Origin of the sequence: Clostridium sp. MF28 (assembly GCF_002969175.1) — a bacterium.
Lineage (GTDB): Bacteria > Bacillota > Clostridia > Clostridiales > Clostridiaceae > Clostridium > Clostridium beijerinckii.
In genome coordinates, this window is record NZ_CP014331.1 from 3,224,308 (window position 1) to 3,245,552 (window position 21,245).

The following is a 21,245-nucleotide window of genomic DNA, read 5'->3' on the forward strand; positions in this document are numbered from 1 at the left end:
ATCTTTACTTCCGTTAGCAAATCTCAATATTTCCGTTTACAAAAGTATTATGTTCCTATATAATGATTTTGTAGATAGAATTGTAAAACAATTTATCTACTTAACTAAAGAAGATTTAAGAAATGAAGGTGGATATATGGCAAGCTATGAACAGATATCAAAAGGCAATTGGAAAGCGATCGTTTCACTTGGTTTTGATAATCAAGGAAAGCGAATAAGACAGAAAAAACAAGGATTTAAAACAAAAAAAGATGCTGAAAAATGGGTTACAGAAACTTTGAGTAAAAAACATAAGGGATATGTTGCACCAACTGAAATCAATGTAACTTTAAAAGAGTATATAAACAAATGGTTTAATGAATATAAAATAAATACCCTATCCACTAACACAGTTGCAAATTATAATTCTAGAATCGAAACCCATATAGTACCCAAACTGGGTAATTACAAAGTAAATAAAGTTACTAATGAAATAGTACAAGACTTCTATAATAGTCTTATAAATGATGGACAAAAACCCTCTAGTGCTAAAAAGGTTCTTGAAACACTAGGTAATTGTCTTAGATATGCACAAAAGAATAAATTGATATATAGCATTCCTATGGATATTGAAAGAGTTGCGATTGAGAAACCAAAAGTTGATTTTTGGCATAAACATGAAGTTGATTTTTTCTTAAATGAGATAAAGGATGATTATTTATATACCCCTATACTTATTGCAGTATTAACAGGATTACGACTAGGTGAATTATGTGGTTTAAGATGGTGCGATATTGACTTTGATAATAAATACTTAAGTGTTCGACACCAAGTTCTAAACGATAAAACAAATAAGTCTTTATTATTCACCAATAAACTTAAAACATTAACCAGTTACAGAAAGATTACAATACCAAAAGTATTGATTAATCACTTAACAAACATCAAAGGTAACGCACTAGATACTGATCTTGTAATACTAACTCGTGAAGGTGAAATGTGCAACCCTCGTAATTTATCAATGAATTTTACAAAAAAAGTTTCAAAGTATAAATTACCTTTTGAAGATTTTAAAAAAGGTGACAACGGGGACACAATCAATTATACACAACTTAAACAAATAACATTTCATGCTCTTAGACATACTCACGCAACGTTACTAATATTTAAAGGTGAAAATATAAAGGTAGTATCTGAACGACTAGGGCATAAAAGTATAACTGAAACGCTAGATACATACACTCACATAATGGAGGATATGAAAAATAATACTGCTGATCTGCTTGATGATATGTTTTAACTAAAATTATCGTCAAAATTTTTTTGTGTCAAAGTGTCCCCTTTTTGTCCCTTTTGCCAAAAACAAAAAACGGCCCAACCCGCATGGTTAAGCCGTTTCTTCATGTAATTTGGTACTCCCAGCGGGAATCGAACCCACATCTATCCCTTAGGAGGGGATTGTTCTATCCATTTAACTATAGGAGCATAATATTTAAATATCCTTTTTTGTTTAATTTGTACTTATAAAGTTTATTACAATTATTTGTCATTGTCAAATTAATAATTTATTTTTACATAAAAAAATAAATTATATTAGATATTAAAGGTCTGATTAATAACTTTTAAAAAAACAAATTTTTTTAAAAATACTTGATAAAACACAAATATTATAACTTATTCTTCTTCTAGCTCCATATGAACTTCTAAACTAATAAGCAAAAAATCTGAATGTACTAGGCCAAAACTGTAAAAATAAAGCTTAAATACCCTCTATATGTATTTAAGCCTTATAATTTTAAATTGTTTTAACTTTAAATTTCTTATTAACTCTAACTCTAAATATATCTACAATTTTGGTTATCAGAGGACTGGATGCTATTATTACTGCTAGCGATATTAGCCAATGACTTAATTGTATTTTAGTTAAACTAAATATATATCTTCCTATTGGTGTTAAGAACCCTAACACTATTATCCCAAACATAGATAAACACATTATCGTTTTAAACTTAGTTAACGGTCTTGCCACTCTAAGCAATACCACCATACTAATTCCAGAAAACATTAGTACTGCTAAAGTTCTACTGTAATCCATTGGGAGATTCATTTGTATTGATATAATAAATGTTATAAGTATAAATATAGCAAGTAATATCCCGTTAGGAATACTAACAGTTAATATTCTTGTTAAAAATCCCTTTTTAACTCCACCCGTGCTAGGCAATAACGCTAAAAAGAATGATGGAATTCCTATAGCGCAACTTCCCACTAATGACAACTGTATTGGAAGTATTGGATACTCTATAAATAATATAGAACATACGAATGATAAAATTATGCAAAATACAGTTTTGGATAAAAATAATTCTGATACCCTCTCCAAATTATTAATTTGCTTTCTTCCCTCTTCAAGAACTTTAGGAAGCGCAGTGAAATCAGATTTCATTAATACTAATTGGGCTACAGCCTTTGTTGCATCAGAGCCATTTGCCATTGCAATGCCGCAATCAGATGATTTTAAAGCAAGTACATCATTTACTCCGTCACCTGTCATTGCAACAGTATGCCCCATCTCCTGAAGAGCTAAAACAATTCTTTTCTTTTGATGCGGAGTAACTCTTCCAAAAACAGTCATCTCCTGGATCAAATTCTTCAATTTTTCATTATCCTCTGGCAACTCTCTTGCATCCACATATTTCTCCCAGCCACTTACGCCTGCTCTTCTTGCGACCTCTGAAACAGTAATAGGACTGTCTCCAGAAATAATCTTCACCCCTACGCCTTGACTATCAAAGTACTTTAATACATCAGGTGCTGCTTCTCTTATGATATCCTCAATTAGCAATAGCGCTACACTTTCTATCTTACCTTCCAATTTTTCATTCAAATTATTATGAAGATTTGCTAGTAATAAAATTCTTTTTCCTTTTCTAGCTTCTTCTTTAACTATTTCTTCTATTAACTGATATTCCTTACCCAATATTATTTCCGGTGCGCCAAGTACCCATGTCCCAAGCTTTTCAAAAGTAGCTCCACTCCATTTTCTTTTAGATGAGAAAGCAATTTTGTCTAAAACTTTGATTTCCTTATCATATTCCTTATATTTTTCTAATATAGCTTTCTGAGTTGGATTATTACTTGGTAAATTATTTATTAATGCTGCTAATACATTATCTATATCTTCAGAACTTTTAGAACTAATATTCTTCACTTCTGACAATCTTAACTCTCCTTGAGTCAAAGTTCCTGTCTTATCTAAACAAAGTACATCAACTCTTGCTAAGACTTCTGTAGCACTCAACTCTTGAACTAAAGTATCATATTTAGATAATTTTATAATTGACACTATAAATGTGGCACTCGTTAGTAATACTAATCCCTCTGGTATCATTCCTACAATTCCTGATACTGCTCCTATTAATGCATCCTGCCACGTATTCCCTGGTATTCTTAGTTGAGTTACTATTAATAATGCAGATAGAGGAGGTACAATCCATATTATTACTCTAAAAATTTTATCTATTGCTGCTTGTAGCTCTGAATTTATTATTTTAAATTGCTTAGCTTCCTCAGCAAGAGTAGACGAATATGTTTCTTTACCTACTTTTGTAACAATCGCATATCCCTCTCCAGATACTACGAAACTTCCAGATAGCAATGTCTCTTTGTAATTTTTAGATATTGCATCAGCTTCTCCTGTTAACATAGACTCATCTATTTCTAATCCGTTACTATGCAAAACTTCTCCATCAGCCAATACCTGCATGCCGGTTTCCAGATAAATCACATCATCCAATACAATTTCTTCTATTGCAATCTCCTTTATTTCACCATTTCTAAGAACTTTTGCATGTGCAGAACTTATGACTGATAACTTTTCTAATGTGCGCTTAGCTTTAATTTCTTGAACCACTCCAATTAATGTATTCACTATTATAACGCCCACAAATATAGCATTCTTAGGTGATCCTGCTAGAATAATTATTGCTGCAAGTACAAAGTTTATTGCATTAAACCTTGTAAACAAATTAGCTCTTATTATTTGAGGCATAGTTCTTGATGGTGTTTTCGGAATGTGATTTACTTTTCCTTCTTTAATTCTCTGCTTAACTTCTTCAGATGTTAAGCCAATTATAGTTTCAGCATCTTTCTCCTTCATATTCAAAGTATTATTATTTAAATTCATCAAATTTCTCCTGCCTATGTAAATTATTTGCTATACTATTTCATAGAATTATCATTGTCTTATATATTATACATTTTTTAATATTATTTTACCCTAATTATTTACTTAATTTTAAATTAATTTTATTGAATTTTTAATAGGTATGTAATCTATTTAGTCTTTCAATCTATTAATTTTTATACTATACTGATTAGTGTAAAAATTAATAGATTAAGGGTGTGTAATTTTTAATGTTAAGAACTATCTATTTTTATCTCGGATTAATAATAAGTCTTATATTTTCATCTATTTATAGAATTAGAATAAAAATCTTAACCAATAAAGGCGATATTGAAGGAAGAAAATATTTCATTCATAAAGTAAGCCATTCTTGGGGAAAATTTATAATGAAAATATCAGGTGCAAAAATTAATGTTATCGGCTTAGATAATCTTCCAAAAGATCAAACTGTATTATTTGTATCTAATCACCAAAGTAACTTTGATATTCCATTGCTTCTAAGCTGCATAGACATTCCAAAAGGATTTATTGCAAAAAAGGAGCTTGAAAAACTACCTCTTATTAGTACTTGGATGAAATATATAAATTGCATTTTTATGGATAGAGATAACTTAAGAAAATCCGCTGAATCAATAGTTGAAGGCGTTAATTTATTAAAGTCTGGTTATTCAATGGTAATATTCCCAGAGGGCACTAGAAGCAAAGGCAAGTCTGTAGATGAGTTTAAAAGTGGAAGCTTTAAGTTGGCTACAAAATCTAAATGTCCTATAGTTCCACTAACCATAAATGGGACATATAAGCTTATGGAAGAAAATAATAATGCAATAAAAAGTTCTGATATAGAATTAGTGATACATCCTCTAATAGATGTTGCTGCTCTAAACAAAGACGAGCTAGAAAAACTCCCTGAAACTGTTCATTCTATCATATCTAGTGCTTGCAAGCTACACTAATATAAAAAGCGAGTTGCCTTAAATTAGGCAGCTTATTTTTATGCATCAATTTAAGTATATTTTATACTAAATGCTGCTAATAATATATTTAGATTATAATATCTTTTGACATGAATTTATCTATTGTGTTATAATGAATTCATTTGACTTATATATAAAACTTTAATATAAGTTATCGAAACAAAAATAACTAATTTTGAAACAAAGAAACGAGGATATTTAATGAATGATAATCAATTTGCTACATTAGGTCTTAAAGAGAGTATTGTTAAGGCAATATCAGACCTTGGTTTTACAAAACCATCTCAAATACAAGAACAAAGTATCCCTGTAACACTTAGTGGCGCTGATTTAATAGGGCAGGCACAAACTGGTACCGGAAAAACTGCAGCTTACAGCTTACCAATTATCACCAAGATGAGTGATAATAGAGGAATCAAATCTCTTATTTTAGCACCAACAAGAGAACTTGCTGTTCAAGTTAATGAGGAGATACAAAGACTTTCTAAATATGAGAAAATTGTAACTCTAGCTGTTTATGGTGGAGATTCAATCGACAGACAAATCAGAGCACTAAGAAAAGGTGATGTCGATATTGTAGTTGGAACACCTGGTAGAATATTAGATCTTGTAAAAAGAAAATGCCTTCATTTAGAAAGTATAGAATTTCTAGTACTAGATGAAGCTGACGAAATGCTTAACATGGGATTCATCGATGATATTCAAGAAATTCTTAGTCATACACCATCTGAAAGACAAACTTTATTATTTTCAGCAACAATGCCTGATCCAATAGCAAAGTTGGCTAAAAAGTATATGAAACCAGATGCTAAACTTGTTAGTATTAAGAGGAGTTCATTAACTGTATCTAAAATTGAGCAAAGTTATTTTATGATTAATAATAAGCATAGATTAGAAGCTCTTTGTAGGTTACTTGATCTAGATAATCCTAGTTCGGCTATAATATTCTGTAGAACTAAAAGAGGCGTTGATGAGCTTGTACAAGAGCTACAATCAAAAGGTTATATGGTTGAAGGTATGCATGGAGATATGACACAAGCTCACAGATTAACTACTTTAAATAAATTTAAAGAAGGTACACTAAATCTATTAATAGCTACTGATGTTGCTGCTAGAGGTATAGATGTAGAAGGTGTGACTCATGTATTTAACTATGATTTACCTCAAGATGTAGAATCATATGTTCACAGAATTGGTAGAACTGGTAGAGCAAATAAAAGCGGTACAGCTTATTCTTTAGTAACTCCAAAGGATTTTTCAATGCTTAAACAAATTCAAAATGTTACTAAAAGTTCAATCACACAAAAGCCAGTTCCAACTGCAGAAGAAATTAATAATAAAAAATTTAAGGACATGATGTCAGAGGTTGAGAGTACTATTAAAGCTGGTGATCTTACTAAGTTTATACCAAGTGCAATAGAATTGACTGAATCTTATGATGCAGTATCAGTTATTTCAGCTCTAATGAAAATGAAGTTTGAAAATGAAATTGTATTTGATTACAGTTCAAACAAATTAGAAGCTCCTAAAAAAGAAGATGTTCGTTTATTTTTCTCTGTCGGCAAAAGAGACGGTTTGACTCCAAAAGTATTAATTAATTATATTAAAGATATGACAAAAGTTAATGCTTCAGCAATTGGTCAAATAGACCTTATGGAAAACTTCTCATTTGTAACTGTTGATGAGTCTATATCTTCTAAAATATTAAAAAATTGTCCTGGTGGAAAAATTAATAAGAAGAAGGTTAATGTTGAAGTTGCTAATAAGCGTAAGAGATAATAAAACTTTTTATTCTTAATACTCTTACTTAAGGGAAGATTTAAATTTAGGTATAATGCCTAGAGCTTATCCTCCCTTTTTTGCTTTTATTATAAAAATAACTACTCTAAAAATAACATTAAAACATTTCATGCTATTCCTTATACATTACTGTATATCCGCATCATCTTGATAAGAATCCACATCTATTATATTCGATGTATTTTCTAACGAATACTTTTTCTGCATTATTATACTAAGAACTCCATTATCAATACTTTTAAGTATCTGATTTGTGTCTATATCCTCAATATCATTAAATTTTTTATTATAAGCCTTCTTAACAAGAGCAGTATTAGAAAATATCCCAAATCCACTTTTTTTGATTTCTAATCTATTTAAGTTTATATCTAGTATTCCTGGATCATATCTTATGCTTAACTCTCTAAGATCAATACCTTTTAGATCTATAGTTAGATGATACATATCATCATACCGATTAAGTTTTATAAAATTATTATATTCTTCTCTATTTCCTTCATCAGAAGAAATATCCTCATTATTTTTAGCAAATTCATTTATATCAAAGTTATCTAAAAATGAATTCATAATTCCACTTATCTTTTCTATATTGTTTGTATTAAAAACATTATCAAATCCAAAAGTAAAAATTTTAAACATATCTTCCTCCCAATATATTTCTTAACACTTATATAATATTTATAAACTTCCAATTTGTTTAAATCATTTATCTTAATTTTAGTTGTATTTTTAAACTTTAATTAGTGTATCAATTCTAAATATTACTCAATTTTTTCAAGTGTATAATATCATTACTTTTTAATACTCTATTAATCCAAAGCGTTTCTTTTTTCAATATATATCAATACACTATTGAATAATCTCATATAAGATATTACAATATTTATTATATATAGGAGGATACTATAATGAAGCGTATTGATAAGATTTATAACTATATTTTAAAAAATTCTAAGAACTTTAATAAAGATAAATTTTTAGATCAAAAGGGGTTTAGTGCCCAAGAAATTGGCGAAAAATTAGATATATTAAGGAATAATGTTTCAAAAGATCTTAATATTCTCTGTAGAGAAAAGAAAATTATTAAAATAAAAAATAGGCCAGTTATGTATTTTGATAGAAGTTGCCTTGAAAATATACTATCTATAAAGCTACCTGAAGATTTAGAGGAAATATTAGATGTTAATATATTACTTTCTTCTCCTTCAAATGCATTTACTGAGAATAAGTCACCTTTTAACTATTTAATTGGTGCTAATACAAGTTTAAAAAATCAAATTGAACAAGCCAAAGCAGCACTGATGTACCCACCAAACGGATTGCATACATTAATAATTGGTGGTACAGGCGTTGGCAAAAGTTTATTTGCTAACATAATGTATGAATACTCTAAATATATAAAAAGGCTCTCAAAAGATGCTCCTTTCGTTGTTTTTAATTGTGCTGATTATGCTAATAATCCACAACTTCTTCTATCGTATATTTTTGGACACATCAAAGGTTCCTTTATAGGTGCCGCTAAAGAGACCGATGGTATTGTTTCAAGAGCCGATGGAGGCATTTTACTCCTTGATGAAATACATAGATTACCACATGAAGCTCAAGAAATGGTATTTCACTTCATGGATACAGGAACTTACAATAAACTTGGCGAAACAGGTAGCACCCGAAGAGCTAGTATACTATTAATAGGTTCCACAACGGAAGATCCTAATTCCACATTACTTAATACTTTCATAAGAAAAATTCCAATAACTATAACTATTCCAAGTTTTGATGAAAGACCAATTGATGATCAAATTGAATTGATACACTATTTATTATCAAATGAAGCTCAAAGAGTTAACAAAACTATTAAAATTTCAGCTGAATCTATTGAAGCTTTAATAAGAAGTACATCTTACGGAAATGTTGGACAGCTTAAATTGAATATTCAATTAGCGTGTGGAAAAGGATTTTTAAACTGTATTAATACAGATGAATGTATTGATATAAATTTAAACTTATTCCCATCTAATATAAAAAACAAAATTTTAACTTTTAGCGCTAAAGGAAAAGTTAATGTAACAGAATGTGATACAATCCCTAACACAATTACAATTCAACCCGATGGTGATAAAACTTTCTTAGAAACTGATGATTATAAACCACCTTTTAATATTTATAACATTGTTGAGGACAAAACTTCTGCTCTTCATGAAGAAGGCATGAGCGATGATTATATAAAAGATTTTATAACTACTGACATCAATATTCATTTAAAGCAATTCTACGCTAGGCTTAAAAACGATACAAATCGTCGTGAAGTCTTATTAAAAATTGTCAATAAAGATATTGTTGAATTTGTTGAAGAGATCAAAGCTCTGGCAGAATCCAGATTAAATAGAAAATTAAATGAACGATTTATTTATGCGGTAAGCCTACATTTTAGCGCTCTGTTTAATAGAATTAAGAAAAGAAAGGTCTCTTTTTCATCACATATTGAGCTACAGTTATCTGTTAACAATAAAGAATATGATGTTGCAACTGAAATCCATCAGTTGACCCAAAAACGTTATAATATGACTATTCCTGCAATTGAGGTTGATTATCTATCATTGCTTTTAGCTTCAATACAAGAATCCTCTCACCAAGAAAGGGTTGGGATAGTAGTTGCTTCTCATGGTTCGAGTGCAGCAACAAGTATGGTTGCTGTTGCTAGAAAGCTCTTTGATGTTGATAATATTTTAGCTGTAGATATACCTCTTGAAATGACGCCTTCTGATATATTACAAACTGTTATTGAAAAAGTTAAAATAGTCGATGAAGGTAAAGGCGTATTGCTTTTAGTAGATATGGGATCATTAAATAATTTGAGTGATGTTATAAATGAACATACTAACATTAATACTAAAAGTTTAGATATGGTATCAACACAATTAGTTCTAGAGGCTGTTAGAGCATGTTCCCTCTATAATACAAATCTAAACACCGTTTATTCTTATCTAATTAATGGTTTTAGAGGCTATGCAAATAACATTATTACTGAATACTAAACTTCATCCAATTCTGAATTTAGTATCAAAATAATCTTGTAAATATTAGATAATATATTATTTCTAAAATAAAGTGTATTAAAGAATTAATACACAGTATTGACTTTGTATAATTTCACTCTATTAAATACAATAGAACTGTATTCTTAATAGTATTGAATATTCTCTGACACACTAATGAGGCTGTTAATGCTCTATATTAGTATCCAAATAGTAATTAAAAGGTGGTAAAGTGGTGATTTCATTAATTGTAGGCATTTATAAAAATTTCTCAAAAAAGCCTATCAAATCAGCAAAAATGATTTTCGGTACTCAAAAATGTAGACATAGTTATATTAAAATCACGTGAGGATATAGATAATCTAGTTGGAACATATAATGATCTTATAAATTTAGAGGAAAAAGTTTCATATGATACTTTCAGTAACTAGGATTGACGACAGATCGATACATGACTATCTATCTATTGTTGGGTCAACATAAATAAAATTCCAAAGAATTATCTTATATAAGGATTATGTAGTAAAAAACGTGATTAGGAAAGTTTATTAACCAAATTCTAATCAACTATGTGGTCAATCTCACATAGTTGATTAGAATAAAAAAATGTAGTTAATCTACATTTTTTTAACAAATTTAATCACTTACATTCAGATAATTATTTATTTTTTCTTTTGAAATCAGTTATTTTTTCTTTAAACTTTCTTACTTCCTCTTTTGTCTTATTTATTTCTATATGATCTAAATTCCCTCTACCTAACCTATCTGAGAGGGAAACTAAGAAAATCTCATTTATATCTACATCTCTTAGCATGTCTCCTATATTTTGAAATTTCATATCTTTAGTTACAAATAAACTTTGCATATGCCATCTTACAAGCCCACTTACTTCATCTATAAAATTTTCCTCCATATTAAAATATGTAAGAAATTCTCTAGCCATTTCAGCTCCTACACTGTCGTGGTTATAAGATGTTAGTCTTCCTTTTCTTAATTTAGTAGTAGGTTTTTTACCTATATCATGCAATAGAAGTGCCCACATAAATACTCTTTTATCTCTACTTCTTTCTCTATTTACTGCTCCTTGGTCAATGACCATCATTGTATGTATGAATACGTTTCCCTCCGGATGAAATTTAGGATTCTGATCAACATCTCGTAAGTCACTTATCATTGAAAATGGATAATTATCAAGATTATGATTTTTTAGTGCATTCTCTAAGTAAATAGATGGCTTATCATCGCTAATTAAACGCTCCTCAATATTTAAAAAAATTTCTTTTTCATTCATAATATACTCCTATTAGACATTTTCTACTGAACCAATAAACTTTATTTTAATTCAACAATATTAGTATATCTAATATCAAAATTATTAAACTCAAAAGTTTTTAAAAAGTCACTTTCAATATTAATACATTATTTATATATAGAAAATAGTAGGTAAATCTATATCAAAACAGATCAACCTACTATTTTCTATATATTTTATTCTTATTGCTTACTGCAAGTTAGATTCTATATTAATTGGTGAATACTTTATTTCTATAAAGCTGAATTTCCTCTCTCACCTGTTCTAATTCTTATAGCATCTGCAATATCAATTATAAATATTTTTCCGTCTCCAACTTCACCAGTCCTAGCAATTGAAGTAATAAGTTCAATTACATCTTCTACCTTATCATCTTCTACAACTATTTTAACTTCTATCTTTGGTAATACATTTGTTGTTATTTCAGTACCCCTATGATATTCCTTCCAGCCACGTTGTTGTCCACATCCCATAACTTGACTTATAGTAACACCATTTATATTTTTATTCTTTAATGCTTCTTTAACTTCTTCAAGCTTCGAAGGTCTTACAATAGCTTCTACTCTTTTCATAATATACTTCCTCCCTAATCATCTATATAATGTATAATATTATTTTAACAATATATATCTAAAAATTATACAACTAATTTTTATACAAATACTTTATCACAATATATACATTACACAATACTATAAAGTTTCATGGATATATTAATATTTAGTCTAATCCAGTAAACGCTGGGTATGCTGTTTCACCATGCTCAGCGACATCAAGACCATCAGCTTCTTCTGCACTTTCAACTCTAATAGTCATAAATAATTTCATAACTTTCAAGATAATAAATGTCATAACCGCTGCAAAAACTATTGTTATTGCTATACCTTCTATTTGAGCTATTAAAAGCTTAATATCTCCAAAGAAAAGACCATTCCATTGTGCTACAGAGTTTATTGCTGTTTGTCCAAATAGACCTGTTGCAATACCTCCCCAAACTCCTCCAATTCCATGACATCCAAAGGCATCTAATGCATCATCATATCCGAATTTAGATTTAACTGCAGTCATGAAGAAGAAGCATATTGGAGATACTATAGCGCCTATTATAATTGAACTCCAAAGGGGAACGAATCCAGCCGCCGGTGTTATTGCAACTAATCCTACAACAGCTCCTGTTGCAGCCCCGAGTATTGTTGGCTTTCCATGTTTTATTTTCTCAATTAGCATCCATGAAAGTAATGCTGACGCTGCCGCAGTATTTGTTGTCATGAAAGCATGAACTGCAAGTGGACCAGCATTTAATGCACTACCTGCATTGAATCCAAACCAACCAAACCAAAGTAATGCCGCTCCAAGAACTACAAATGGAATATTGTGTGGCTTATATGACATCATACCATATCCACGTCTTTTACCTAATACAATACAAGCTACAAGTCCTGAAACTCCTGAACTTATATGAACTACATCTCCACCAGCAAAATCAACTGCTCCTAAAGAGTTTATTAATCCACCTGAACCCCACACCATATGTGCTAGTGGGTAGTATACTAAAATTGACCACAATGCTATGAATATAAATAGTGCTGAGAATCTCATTCTTCCTACTAAAGATCCTGTTATAAGAGCCGGAGTGATTATTGCAAACATCATTTGAAATGCTGCAAAAAGCTCATGTGGTATAGTAGGTGCATACGATGAAGGATCTCCACCTACTCCATTAAATCCAAAAAAGTTAAGTCCTCCTATTACTCCTCCAATATTATCCCCAAATGCTAGTGAGTAGCCTATTAAAACCCACATTACAGATGCTAATCCACAAATAAAGAATGAAGACATTAACGTATTTAAAACATTTTTTCTACGAACCATTCCACCATAAAAGAATGCAAGTCCTGGTGTCATTAAAAGTACAAGTGCTGAACAAATCAATATAAAACTGCTATCGCCAAAATTAATTTCCATAAAAAATCCCCCTTAAATATAGTAAGTTTAAGATATAGATTGCTAATTAACATCTTGAAATTACTTAAATTTTTTCAAATAACTGTTAATAGAGAGATAACTGCGCACATTATCTAAAAATCAATTTAATAGTCTCTTAGAATTATAATTATAATTTTTATAAATGAAAAAAGGTGCTTGAGAAATATACTTACGAGTATATTTCTCAAACACCATTGTTCTTATTGATAGTATATTATCTCCATATAAAATTGTCAACATTTTTTTCAAAGGAGATTTAATTTTGTTTAACATCTAATCAAAAACACTTAATGTATTAATTATTATTTTTTTTATGTTTTCATGCTTAATTGGCATTTCCTCATTCGTTCCTATTAATTGAATCAAATTTACGAGATCTCTTAGCTTACTTATGTTATACCAATTTTGAGTAAGCTTATAATCTGAAAATTTATTATACTCATATTCAAATGCCTCAATTAATTTTCTATTAAAATATTCTTCATATCTAAAGAACTGTCCTATGTCTGCTAAAGGGTGCCCTGCTATTACGAACTCCCAATCTAATATACCTGCTAGCATTTTATTTTTTATTATTATATTAGTCCCCTGAAAATCGCCATGAACAAGCCTAGGATCCTTATCTAAATCTCTTAATGCTTTTTCATTCTTCCTAACTACGCGATTAATGTCATTTACAATAGTTTTTCCTAAACGCTTCTTAGCTATATCTCCCATGAAGCTTTCATACCATGAAACAAGTGGTGGTAGTTCTTCTCTTATATGTAAACATTCATCTAAAGCCCCAACCTTAGAAAACTTATAGCTATGTATTTTAGCTAAAGCCCTTGCAACGTTTCTAACAAAACTATCCTCCAAACTATAACCTTCTCTTATAGCCTGCCCTATAGTCTTTCCCTCAATATATTCATAAATGGCATATTCTCTGTTTCCAATATCCTCATCTTCACTTACTCTATATACTTCTGGTACGGGTACGAACTTAGAGTTTCTTAAAAAATTTAATAATTTAATTTCTTTCTTATAATCCTGCCCCTTTATAAAAAATATTTTTAATATATATTTTTTTTCTAGATTATTAGATTCAACAATATAATTTGTAGTCCTGCACCCAGAATCTATTGGTATAATATTATTAATGTCACATTCTTTCAATATACCTTTAAATAATTTTTTAATCGTTGCACTACTAACTTCCAAAAATGGAAATGTCCTTTCCCATCTATATTCCATGCCTTACCTCTTTATTTATTCAACTTATTGCTTATAATCAAAATCAAATGAAAATATTCTTAAAAAATTTTTTTTATGAGTCCCATTACTTTTAAGTAAAATATTAAAATTTACAACAATATCTAAATAATATATTTTACTATTTCCTTGGGAATAATCCACTAGGATGCTTCTAATTCCTTTACATAATCATAAGCTTTCTCTATAGCTTCTGTTTTTGTTTCGTATATATGACTTACTCCAATTTTAACTACAAACCCCATCTTATTTAGTACTTTCATAGGTTGATTTTGTACATGTGTTAAGCAAAGTTTTATATTCAACTCATTACAATGTTTAAGTAACCTAGTTAATGCATCTATTGCAGATGCATCTATTGCGTGAGTATGTCTCATGTCTAAAATTACAACCCCCACTGAAGATTGAATTTCCTTCATTTTATCAAAAAACTCATTTACTACTCCAAAGAACATCGGACCATTTACTTGATATACTCGTATCCTTCCATCTGCTTTTTCTAGTACAGTATTAGTATCCTTATCGAAAACCTTCTCCTCTACCAAATCTCTAATTTCAGTAGTATCAGATACTCTCTTCATAAATAAAAACATAGTCATGATCATTCCAATTCCTATTGCTACAACCAAATCAAATATAACCGTACATGTAAATGTAAGTAATAATACAATAACATCACTTTTAGGTGCCTTTAATAATGATTTAAACACTTTCCATTGACTCATATTATAAGCAACTATTATCAAAATTGCTGAAAGTACGGACATTGGTATCATCCTTGCAAGTGGCATCAAAATTAACATAGTCGCTAACAATGTTATAGAATGTACCATCCCTGATATTGGACTTCTTCCATTTGATTTTACATTAGCAGCAGTCCTTGCAATCGCACCTGTAGCAGGTATTCCACCAAATATTCCACATGTAATATTAGCTAAACCTTGAGCTATGAGTTCCATATTTGAATCATGCTTATCTGATATCATTCCATCCGCTACGGTTGCTGATAATAGTGATTCTAGTGCTGCCAGTATAGCAATAGTAATAGATGGAGCAAATAATTTATTTATTACATCCATATTTATCTTAGGAAATATAGGCATTGGTAATGTTGATGATATCTCTTGAAATCTACTTCCTATAGTCTCTACTGGTATATTAAATATTTTCACAAAAATAGTAGCGACAATTAGCGCAATCATTGATCCAGGTATTGTCTTACTAACTTTAGGCCAAAATATCATTATAAAAATACAGCTTATACCTATTATTAGCGACCATGTATTTAACGTTCCTATATTGGTAAGATAACTTTTCCATTTTGCAAAAAACTCTGCTGGAACATTTTCAATTTTCAATGCTAAAAAATCTTTGACTTCAGTGGATACCAGCGTTACTGCTATACCAGCAGTAAATCCTATTGTTATTGTCTGGGGTATGTACTTAATTAATGAACCAAACTTTAAAATCCCCATTATTACTAATATAATTCCAGCCATTATCGTTGCTACAACAAGTCCACCTATACCATACTCTTGAATAATAGAATAAATTATAACGACAAATGCCGCTGTAGGTCCACCTATTTGAACTTTACTTCCACCTAAGAGCGAAATAATAAATCCTGCAAATATTGCTGTCGTAAGCCCTTTCTCTGGAGATACTCCCGATGATATTCCAAGTGCTATTGACAACGGTAATGCTATTACAGCTACAATAACGCCAGCTATAATATCCTTCATAACTTGCTCTCTAGTAATTTCCTTGTTCTTAATCATAGAAAAGAACTTAGGCATCATTTCTAATCACTTCCTTATTAAATTTGTCAGTCTCTATCTTACTCCTAAATGCTAGAGTAGTCAAAATAATCCCTTATTATTACTACATTACTAGAATAATTTATAGAGAAATTAATAAAAAGTGATTTTTATTAAGGTTAACTTATTCAATTTTTTTAACAATTATCTATAACATAATTATGCTTTTTCTCTTAAATACCTAATATCTTATCTATCTTACTTTCTAGTCCTTTTGTAATGTTCATCAATGGCAATCTAACCTCATCAGAATCTATTAGCCCTAGTTTCTTTAGGCTATATTTAAGAGGTGTTGGGTTGGGTTCTGAAAATAATAGCGGTATCATTTTATATAGAGAATTCCATTTTTTTAGTGCAACTTGATGATCATTAGCCTTAGCTAAGTTATATACCTCAATAAAATCTTTAGTATTTAGATGTGCTGATGCCATTATTCCGCCTTGTCCTCCAAGCATAAGCGTCGTATAAAAATACATGTCTTCACCTGTTAAGATGGAAAAATCTTTTGGAGGATTCATTAATAGTTCAGTTGTTTGCTTCATGCTTCCACAGCAGTCTTTTATTCCTATTATGTTTTTTAACTGAGATAATACATGCACAGTTTCATTTTCAATATTAGCTCCAGTTCTATATGGTATATTATAAAGTACTATATCCAAATCAGTTGATTCTGATATACTTTTAAAATGCTCATAAATACCTCTTTGATCTGGTCTCGAATAATATGGTGTAACTGATAGTATTCCATTCACTTTATGCTTTTCTACTAATTTTAGCTTTTTAATTACTTCACTTGTATTATTGCCGCCTAATCCTATGTATACTGGAACTCTATTCTTATTATATTCAACAGTTTTTTCTAAAATTTCTTCATATTCATTCTCTAGTATTGTAGGTGATTCTCCTGTAGTTGCAAGTGGTATAATTCCATTTACTCCTTCTTCTACGTAATGATTAATCATTCTTTTGTAAGATTTAAAATCTACCTTTCCATCTTTAAATGGTGTTAATAATGGTACTAGAACTCCTTCAACCTTTGCCAACTTTTCCAACTCCTCAAATCTATTTTATTAAATAAGAAAACCCGTTAGCATATATACCAACGGGTAGAGTTAACCGCATAAAACTTGTACAAAACTAAAACATAATAATATCATAACTATAACATTATTATCTATAGCTTCACCAAATCCTTGTAGCTCTCCACTTTCGTGACAGTTATGCATATATTTTATGCATACCCAGAAATAAATTTTTGCATAATCTAAATCTTCGGCTATAATACCTTTCTTTATTAGTCAACGTTTGCCAACTCATAATAAATACTCTTTATTAATAGCACCTCTACCTTAGGTTTTCGTTATTACATTATTAAAATTATATCATTTAATTAACTACTTGTAAATAAAATAGCATCTATCACTTTGCCAAATAACATAATTATTACTAATATTATTATCGGCTTTATGATCTTCGCTCCACTTTTAATTGCAAAATGTGCCCCTAAATAATTTCCTAAACTAGCACATATAGCTGCAGGTATACCTATCATAAATAAAACCTTGCCATTTAATATATAAGCTATTAGTGCTGCAAAATTAGATGCCAAATTCACTATCTTAGCATTACCAGACGCAGTTATAAGATTGAATCCTAAAAATGATGTAAAGGCTAAAACTAAAAATGTTCCTGTTCCCGGACCAAAAAATCCATCATAAGCTCCTATTACTAAACCTATTATTCCTGCCACTAAATAAATCTTTCTATGTTCTACTTTCTTTTCGTTATTTTCTACTCCAATTTTTCTATTAAACAAAAGAAAAATTGCAACAATAGGTAAGATGATAATAAGACAGTATTGCAAATACTTTTCATCTAGTAGCAATACTAATTGCGTTCCAAACCAAGATCCTATAATAGCACCTATGGCTGAAATTAATGCTGGTTTAATTTTTATATTACCACTACTTAAAAATTTTATAGAAGCTGCAAATGTTCCAATACCATTTGCAAACTTATTAGTTCCATATGCCATATGTATTGGCATTCCAGCAAAAATATATGCTGGCAAAGATATTATTCCACCTCCACCTGCAACAGCATCCACGAAACCTGCGCAAAATACTAATGGGCATATGATAAGCAATGTCATATTATATGAATACATAACCTCTCCTAACGACAATAAGCTAATTATATTCTCTATAAAGATAATTAACTTATTACGACTTTAATAAAACTAAAATAAAAAAGATAGTCATTACAACTATCTTTTGCTTACCTCGCAACGTCCTACTCTGCCACACAGTCTCCCATGCAGTACCATCGGCGCTATAGACCTTAACTTTCCTGTTCGGAATGGGAAGGAGTGTTACCTCTATGCCATCATCACGAGATATTAGCTTTTCCCAAATCTCTGATTTGGTTGAAAAACTTATGCAAATCGCTTTAGCGATTTGTATTCATTATTCAATTGAAAGTTTTGTTCTTTCAAATTGCACACAGTTTCTTTAATGTATTTACAACTTGACTATATTGGTCAAGCCCTCGACCTATTAGTATCAGTCAGCTAAATACGTTACCATACTTACACCTCTGACCTATCAACCTTGTAGTCTTCAAGGGGCTTACTAGCTTATGCTATGGGAAATCTCATCTTGAGGTGGGCTTCACACTTAGATGCTTTCAGCGTTTATCCCTTCCCGACTTAGCTACCCAGCTATGCTTCTGGCGAAACAACTGGTACACCATAGGTCAGTCCATCCCGGTCCTCTCGTACTAAGGACAGCTCCTCTCAAATTTCCTACGCCCGCGACGGATAGGGACCGAACTGTCTCACGACGTTCTGAACCCAGCTCGCGTGCCGCTTTAATGGGCGAACAGCCCAACCCTTGGGACCTACTTCAGCCCCAGGATGCGACGAGCCGACATCGAGGTGCCAAACCTCCCCGTCGATGTGAACTCTTGGGGGAGATCAGCCTGTTATCCCCGAGGTAGCTTTTATCCGTTGAGCGATGGCCCTCCCACGAGGTACCACCGGATCACTAAGCCCGACTTTCGTCCCTGCTCCACTTGTAGGTGTCGCAGTCAGGCTCCCTTCTGCCTTTACACTCTTCGAACGATTTCCGACCGTTCTGAGGGAACCTTTGGGCGCCTCCGTTACATTTTAGGAGGCGACCGCCCCAGTCAAACTGCCCACCTAACAATGTCCTGTCACCAGTTTCATGGCATCCAGTTAGAACTTCAATACTATCAGGGTGGTATCCCAACAACGACTCCACCAAGGCTGACGCCCTAGTTTCCCAGTCTCCCACCTATCCTGTACAGACAATACCGAAATTCAATGCTAAGCTACAGTAAAGCTCTACGGGGTCTTTCCGTCCAATCGCGGGTAGCGAGCATCTTCACTCGCACTACAACTTCGCCGGATTTGCAGTTGAGACAGTGCACAAGTCATTACGCCATTCGTGCGGGTCAGAACTTACCTGACAAGGAATTTCGCTACCTTAGGACCGTTATAGTTACGGCCGCCGTTTACTGGGGCTTAAGTTCACACCTTCGCGTTACCACTAAGTGTTCCCCTTAACCTTCCAGCACCGGGCAGGCGTCAGCCCCTATACATCAGCTTTCGCTTTAGCAGAGACCTGTGTTTTTGTTAAACAGTTGCTTGTGCCTATTCTCTGCGGCCTGATTTCTCAGGCACCCCTTCTCCCGAAGTTACGGGGTCAATTTGCCTAGTTCCTTAACTGCAATTCTTCCGTCGGCCTTAGGATTCTCTCCTCATCTACCTGTGTCGGTTTGCGGTACGGGCACTACTTCTCTCTCTAGATGCTTTTCTTGGAAGCATGGAATCAGATACTTCGGTTCCGTAGAACCTTCCCCATCACGCCTCAGAATTGTTGGAACGGATTTGCCAATCCCAACTCCCTAAACGCTTAGACTAGCATCCAATAGCTAGCACATCCTATCCTTCTCCGTCACACCATCGATAATAACGATTATAGTGGTATTGGAATATCAACCAATTGTCCATCGACTACGCCTTTCGGCCTCGCCTTAGGTCCCGACTAACCCTGAGAAGACAAACTTTACTCAGGAAACCTTAGATATTCGGCCTGTAGGATTCTCGCCTACATCTCGCTACTAATGCCAACATTCTCACTCGTAATCAGTCCACCGCTCCTTACGGTACGACTTCAGCCCGATTACGACGCTCCTCTACCGCTCACGTTAAACGTGAACCCGTAGCTTCGGTGGTAAGTTTGAGCCCCGGACATTTTCGGCGCAGGATCTCTTGACTAGTGAGCTATTACGCACTCTTTTAATGAGTGGCTGCTTCTAAGCCAACATCCTAGTTGTCTTAGAAATCCCACATCCTTTTCCACTTAACTTACACTTTGGGACCTTAGCTGACGATCTGGGCTGTTTCCCTTTTGACCATGGAACTTATCTTTCATAGTCTGACTGCCGGACTGATAGTATGTGGCATTCGGAGTTTGATAAGGTTCGGTAAGCGCTATGCCCCCTAGCCTATTCAGTGCTCTACCTCCACTACTCACATTTTCCGACGCTAGCCCTAAAGCTATTTCGAGGAGAACCAGCTATATCCGAGTTCGATTGGAATTTCTCCGCTATCCACAGCTCATCCCATGCTTTTTCAACAGCAACGTGGTTCGGTCCTCCACGAGGTTTTACCCTCGCTTCAACCTGGCCATGGATAGGTCACCCGGTTTCGGGTCTACAGCATGCAACTAGTCGCCCTATTAAGACTCGGTTTCCCTTCGGCTCCGTACCTTAAGTACTTAACCTCGCTACATACCGTAACTCGTTGGCTCGTTCTACAAAAAGCACATCATCACACACATAAGGTGCTCTGATCGGTTGTAGGCACATGGTTTCAGGTTC

The 21,245-nt window shown here is 32.2% G+C and carries 13 protein-coding genes, 1 tRNA gene, 2 rRNA genes and 1 riboswitch (1 of these 17 running past the window's edge); of the genes, 4 read left to right on the forward strand and 12 right to left on the reverse strand.

Annotated elements, in window-relative coordinates:
* Positions 1–136: 136 nt before the first annotated feature.
* Positions 137–1,279 (forward strand): site-specific integrase, encoded by a 1,143-nt coding sequence (locus AXY43_RS13785; RefSeq protein ID WP_105411705.1) that lies wholly within the window; start codon positions 137–139, stop codon positions 1,277–1,279.
* Between the two features lie 110 nt (positions 1,280–1,389).
* Here the strand turns inward: AXY43_RS13785 and AXY43_RS13790 are convergent.
* A tRNA-Arg gene (locus tag AXY43_RS13790) sits at positions 1,390–1,464 on the reverse strand.
* Between the two features lie 310 nt (positions 1,465–1,774).
* A complete protein-coding gene (locus AXY43_RS13795) occupies positions 1,775–4,165 on the reverse strand; it encodes an HAD-IC family P-type ATPase (protein WP_023974948.1) in 2,391 nt (796 codons plus the stop codon).
* 230 nt (positions 4,166–4,395) lie between these two features.
* Between AXY43_RS13795 and AXY43_RS13800 the strand changes: the two genes are divergently transcribed.
* Both AXY43_RS13800 and AXY43_RS13805 read left to right on the forward strand, forming a co-directional pair.
* Complete coding sequence (locus tag AXY43_RS13800) at positions 4,396–5,118, forward strand: lysophospholipid acyltransferase family protein (RefSeq protein WP_012061177.1); 723 nt, start codon at positions 4,396–4,398, stop codon at positions 5,116–5,118.
* 222 nt (positions 5,119–5,340) lie between these two features.
* Complete coding sequence (locus AXY43_RS13805) at positions 5,341–6,918, forward strand: DEAD/DEAH box helicase (protein WP_039773951.1); 1,578 nt, start codon at positions 5,341–5,343, stop codon at positions 6,916–6,918.
* A gap of 147 nt (positions 6,919–7,065) precedes the next feature.
* Here AXY43_RS13805 and AXY43_RS13810 read toward each other — a convergent pair whose 3' ends face one another.
* Positions 7,066–7,578 (reverse strand): Hsp20/alpha crystallin family protein, encoded by a 513-nt coding sequence (locus AXY43_RS13810; RefSeq protein ID WP_023974951.1) that lies wholly within the window; start codon positions 7,576–7,578, stop codon positions 7,066–7,068.
* 269 nt (positions 7,579–7,847) lie between these two features.
* Between AXY43_RS13810 and AXY43_RS13815 the strand changes: the two genes are divergently transcribed.
* Positions 7,848–9,974 (forward strand): sigma-54-dependent transcriptional regulator, encoded by a 2,127-nt coding sequence (locus tag AXY43_RS13815; RefSeq protein ID WP_105411706.1) that lies wholly within the window; start codon positions 7,848–7,850, stop codon positions 9,972–9,974.
* Between the two features lie 658 nt (positions 9,975–10,632).
* On the opposite strand, the gene AXY43_RS13820 is transcribed toward AXY43_RS13815, so the two are convergent.
* The 9 genes from AXY43_RS13820 to AXY43_RS13860 all read right to left on the reverse strand — a co-directional run.
* Complete coding sequence (locus tag AXY43_RS13820; protein ID WP_105411707.1) at positions 10,633–11,265, reverse strand: HDIG domain-containing metalloprotein; 633 nt, start codon at positions 11,263–11,265, stop codon at positions 10,633–10,635.
* Between the two features lie 254 nt (positions 11,266–11,519).
* A complete protein-coding gene (locus AXY43_RS13825) occupies positions 11,520–11,858 on the reverse strand; it encodes a P-II family nitrogen regulator (protein WP_012061182.1) in 339 nt (112 codons plus the stop codon).
* A gap of 148 nt (positions 11,859–12,006) precedes the next feature.
* Positions 12,007–13,251, reverse strand: coding sequence for an ammonium transporter (locus AXY43_RS13830; RefSeq protein WP_012061183.1), 1,245 nt, complete (start codon positions 13,249–13,251; stop codon positions 12,007–12,009).
* A gap of 294 nt (positions 13,252–13,545) precedes the next feature.
* Entirely contained in the window at positions 13,546–14,505 is a 960-nt protein-coding gene (locus tag AXY43_RS13835) for a phosphotransferase family protein (RefSeq protein ID WP_023974954.1), read from the reverse strand.
* A gap of 161 nt (positions 14,506–14,666) precedes the next feature.
* Positions 14,667–16,322, reverse strand: a complete 1,656-nt coding sequence (locus AXY43_RS13840) for a SulP family inorganic anion transporter (protein ID WP_105411708.1) — start codon at positions 16,320–16,322, stop codon at positions 14,667–14,669.
* Between the two features lie 191 nt (positions 16,323–16,513).
* Positions 16,514–17,383, reverse strand: coding sequence for a 4-hydroxy-tetrahydrodipicolinate synthase (gene dapA, locus AXY43_RS13845; RefSeq protein WP_105411709.1), 870 nt, complete (start codon positions 17,381–17,383; stop codon positions 16,514–16,516).
* Between the two features lie 145 nt (positions 17,384–17,528).
* A riboswitch (Lysine riboswitch) is annotated at positions 17,529–17,695 on the reverse strand.
* A 35-nt stretch (positions 17,696–17,730) separates the two neighbouring features.
* Positions 17,731–18,507 (reverse strand): sulfite exporter TauE/SafE family protein, encoded by a 777-nt coding sequence (locus tag AXY43_RS13850; RefSeq protein WP_012061187.1) that lies wholly within the window; start codon positions 18,505–18,507, stop codon positions 17,731–17,733.
* 112 nt (positions 18,508–18,619) lie between these two features.
* Positions 18,620–18,736, reverse strand: a 5S ribosomal RNA gene (gene rrf / locus AXY43_RS13855).
* A 139-nt stretch (positions 18,737–18,875) separates the two neighbouring features.
* Positions 18,876–21,245: ribosomal RNA gene (locus AXY43_RS13860) — 23S ribosomal RNA — on the reverse strand (it continues 538 nt past the right edge of the window).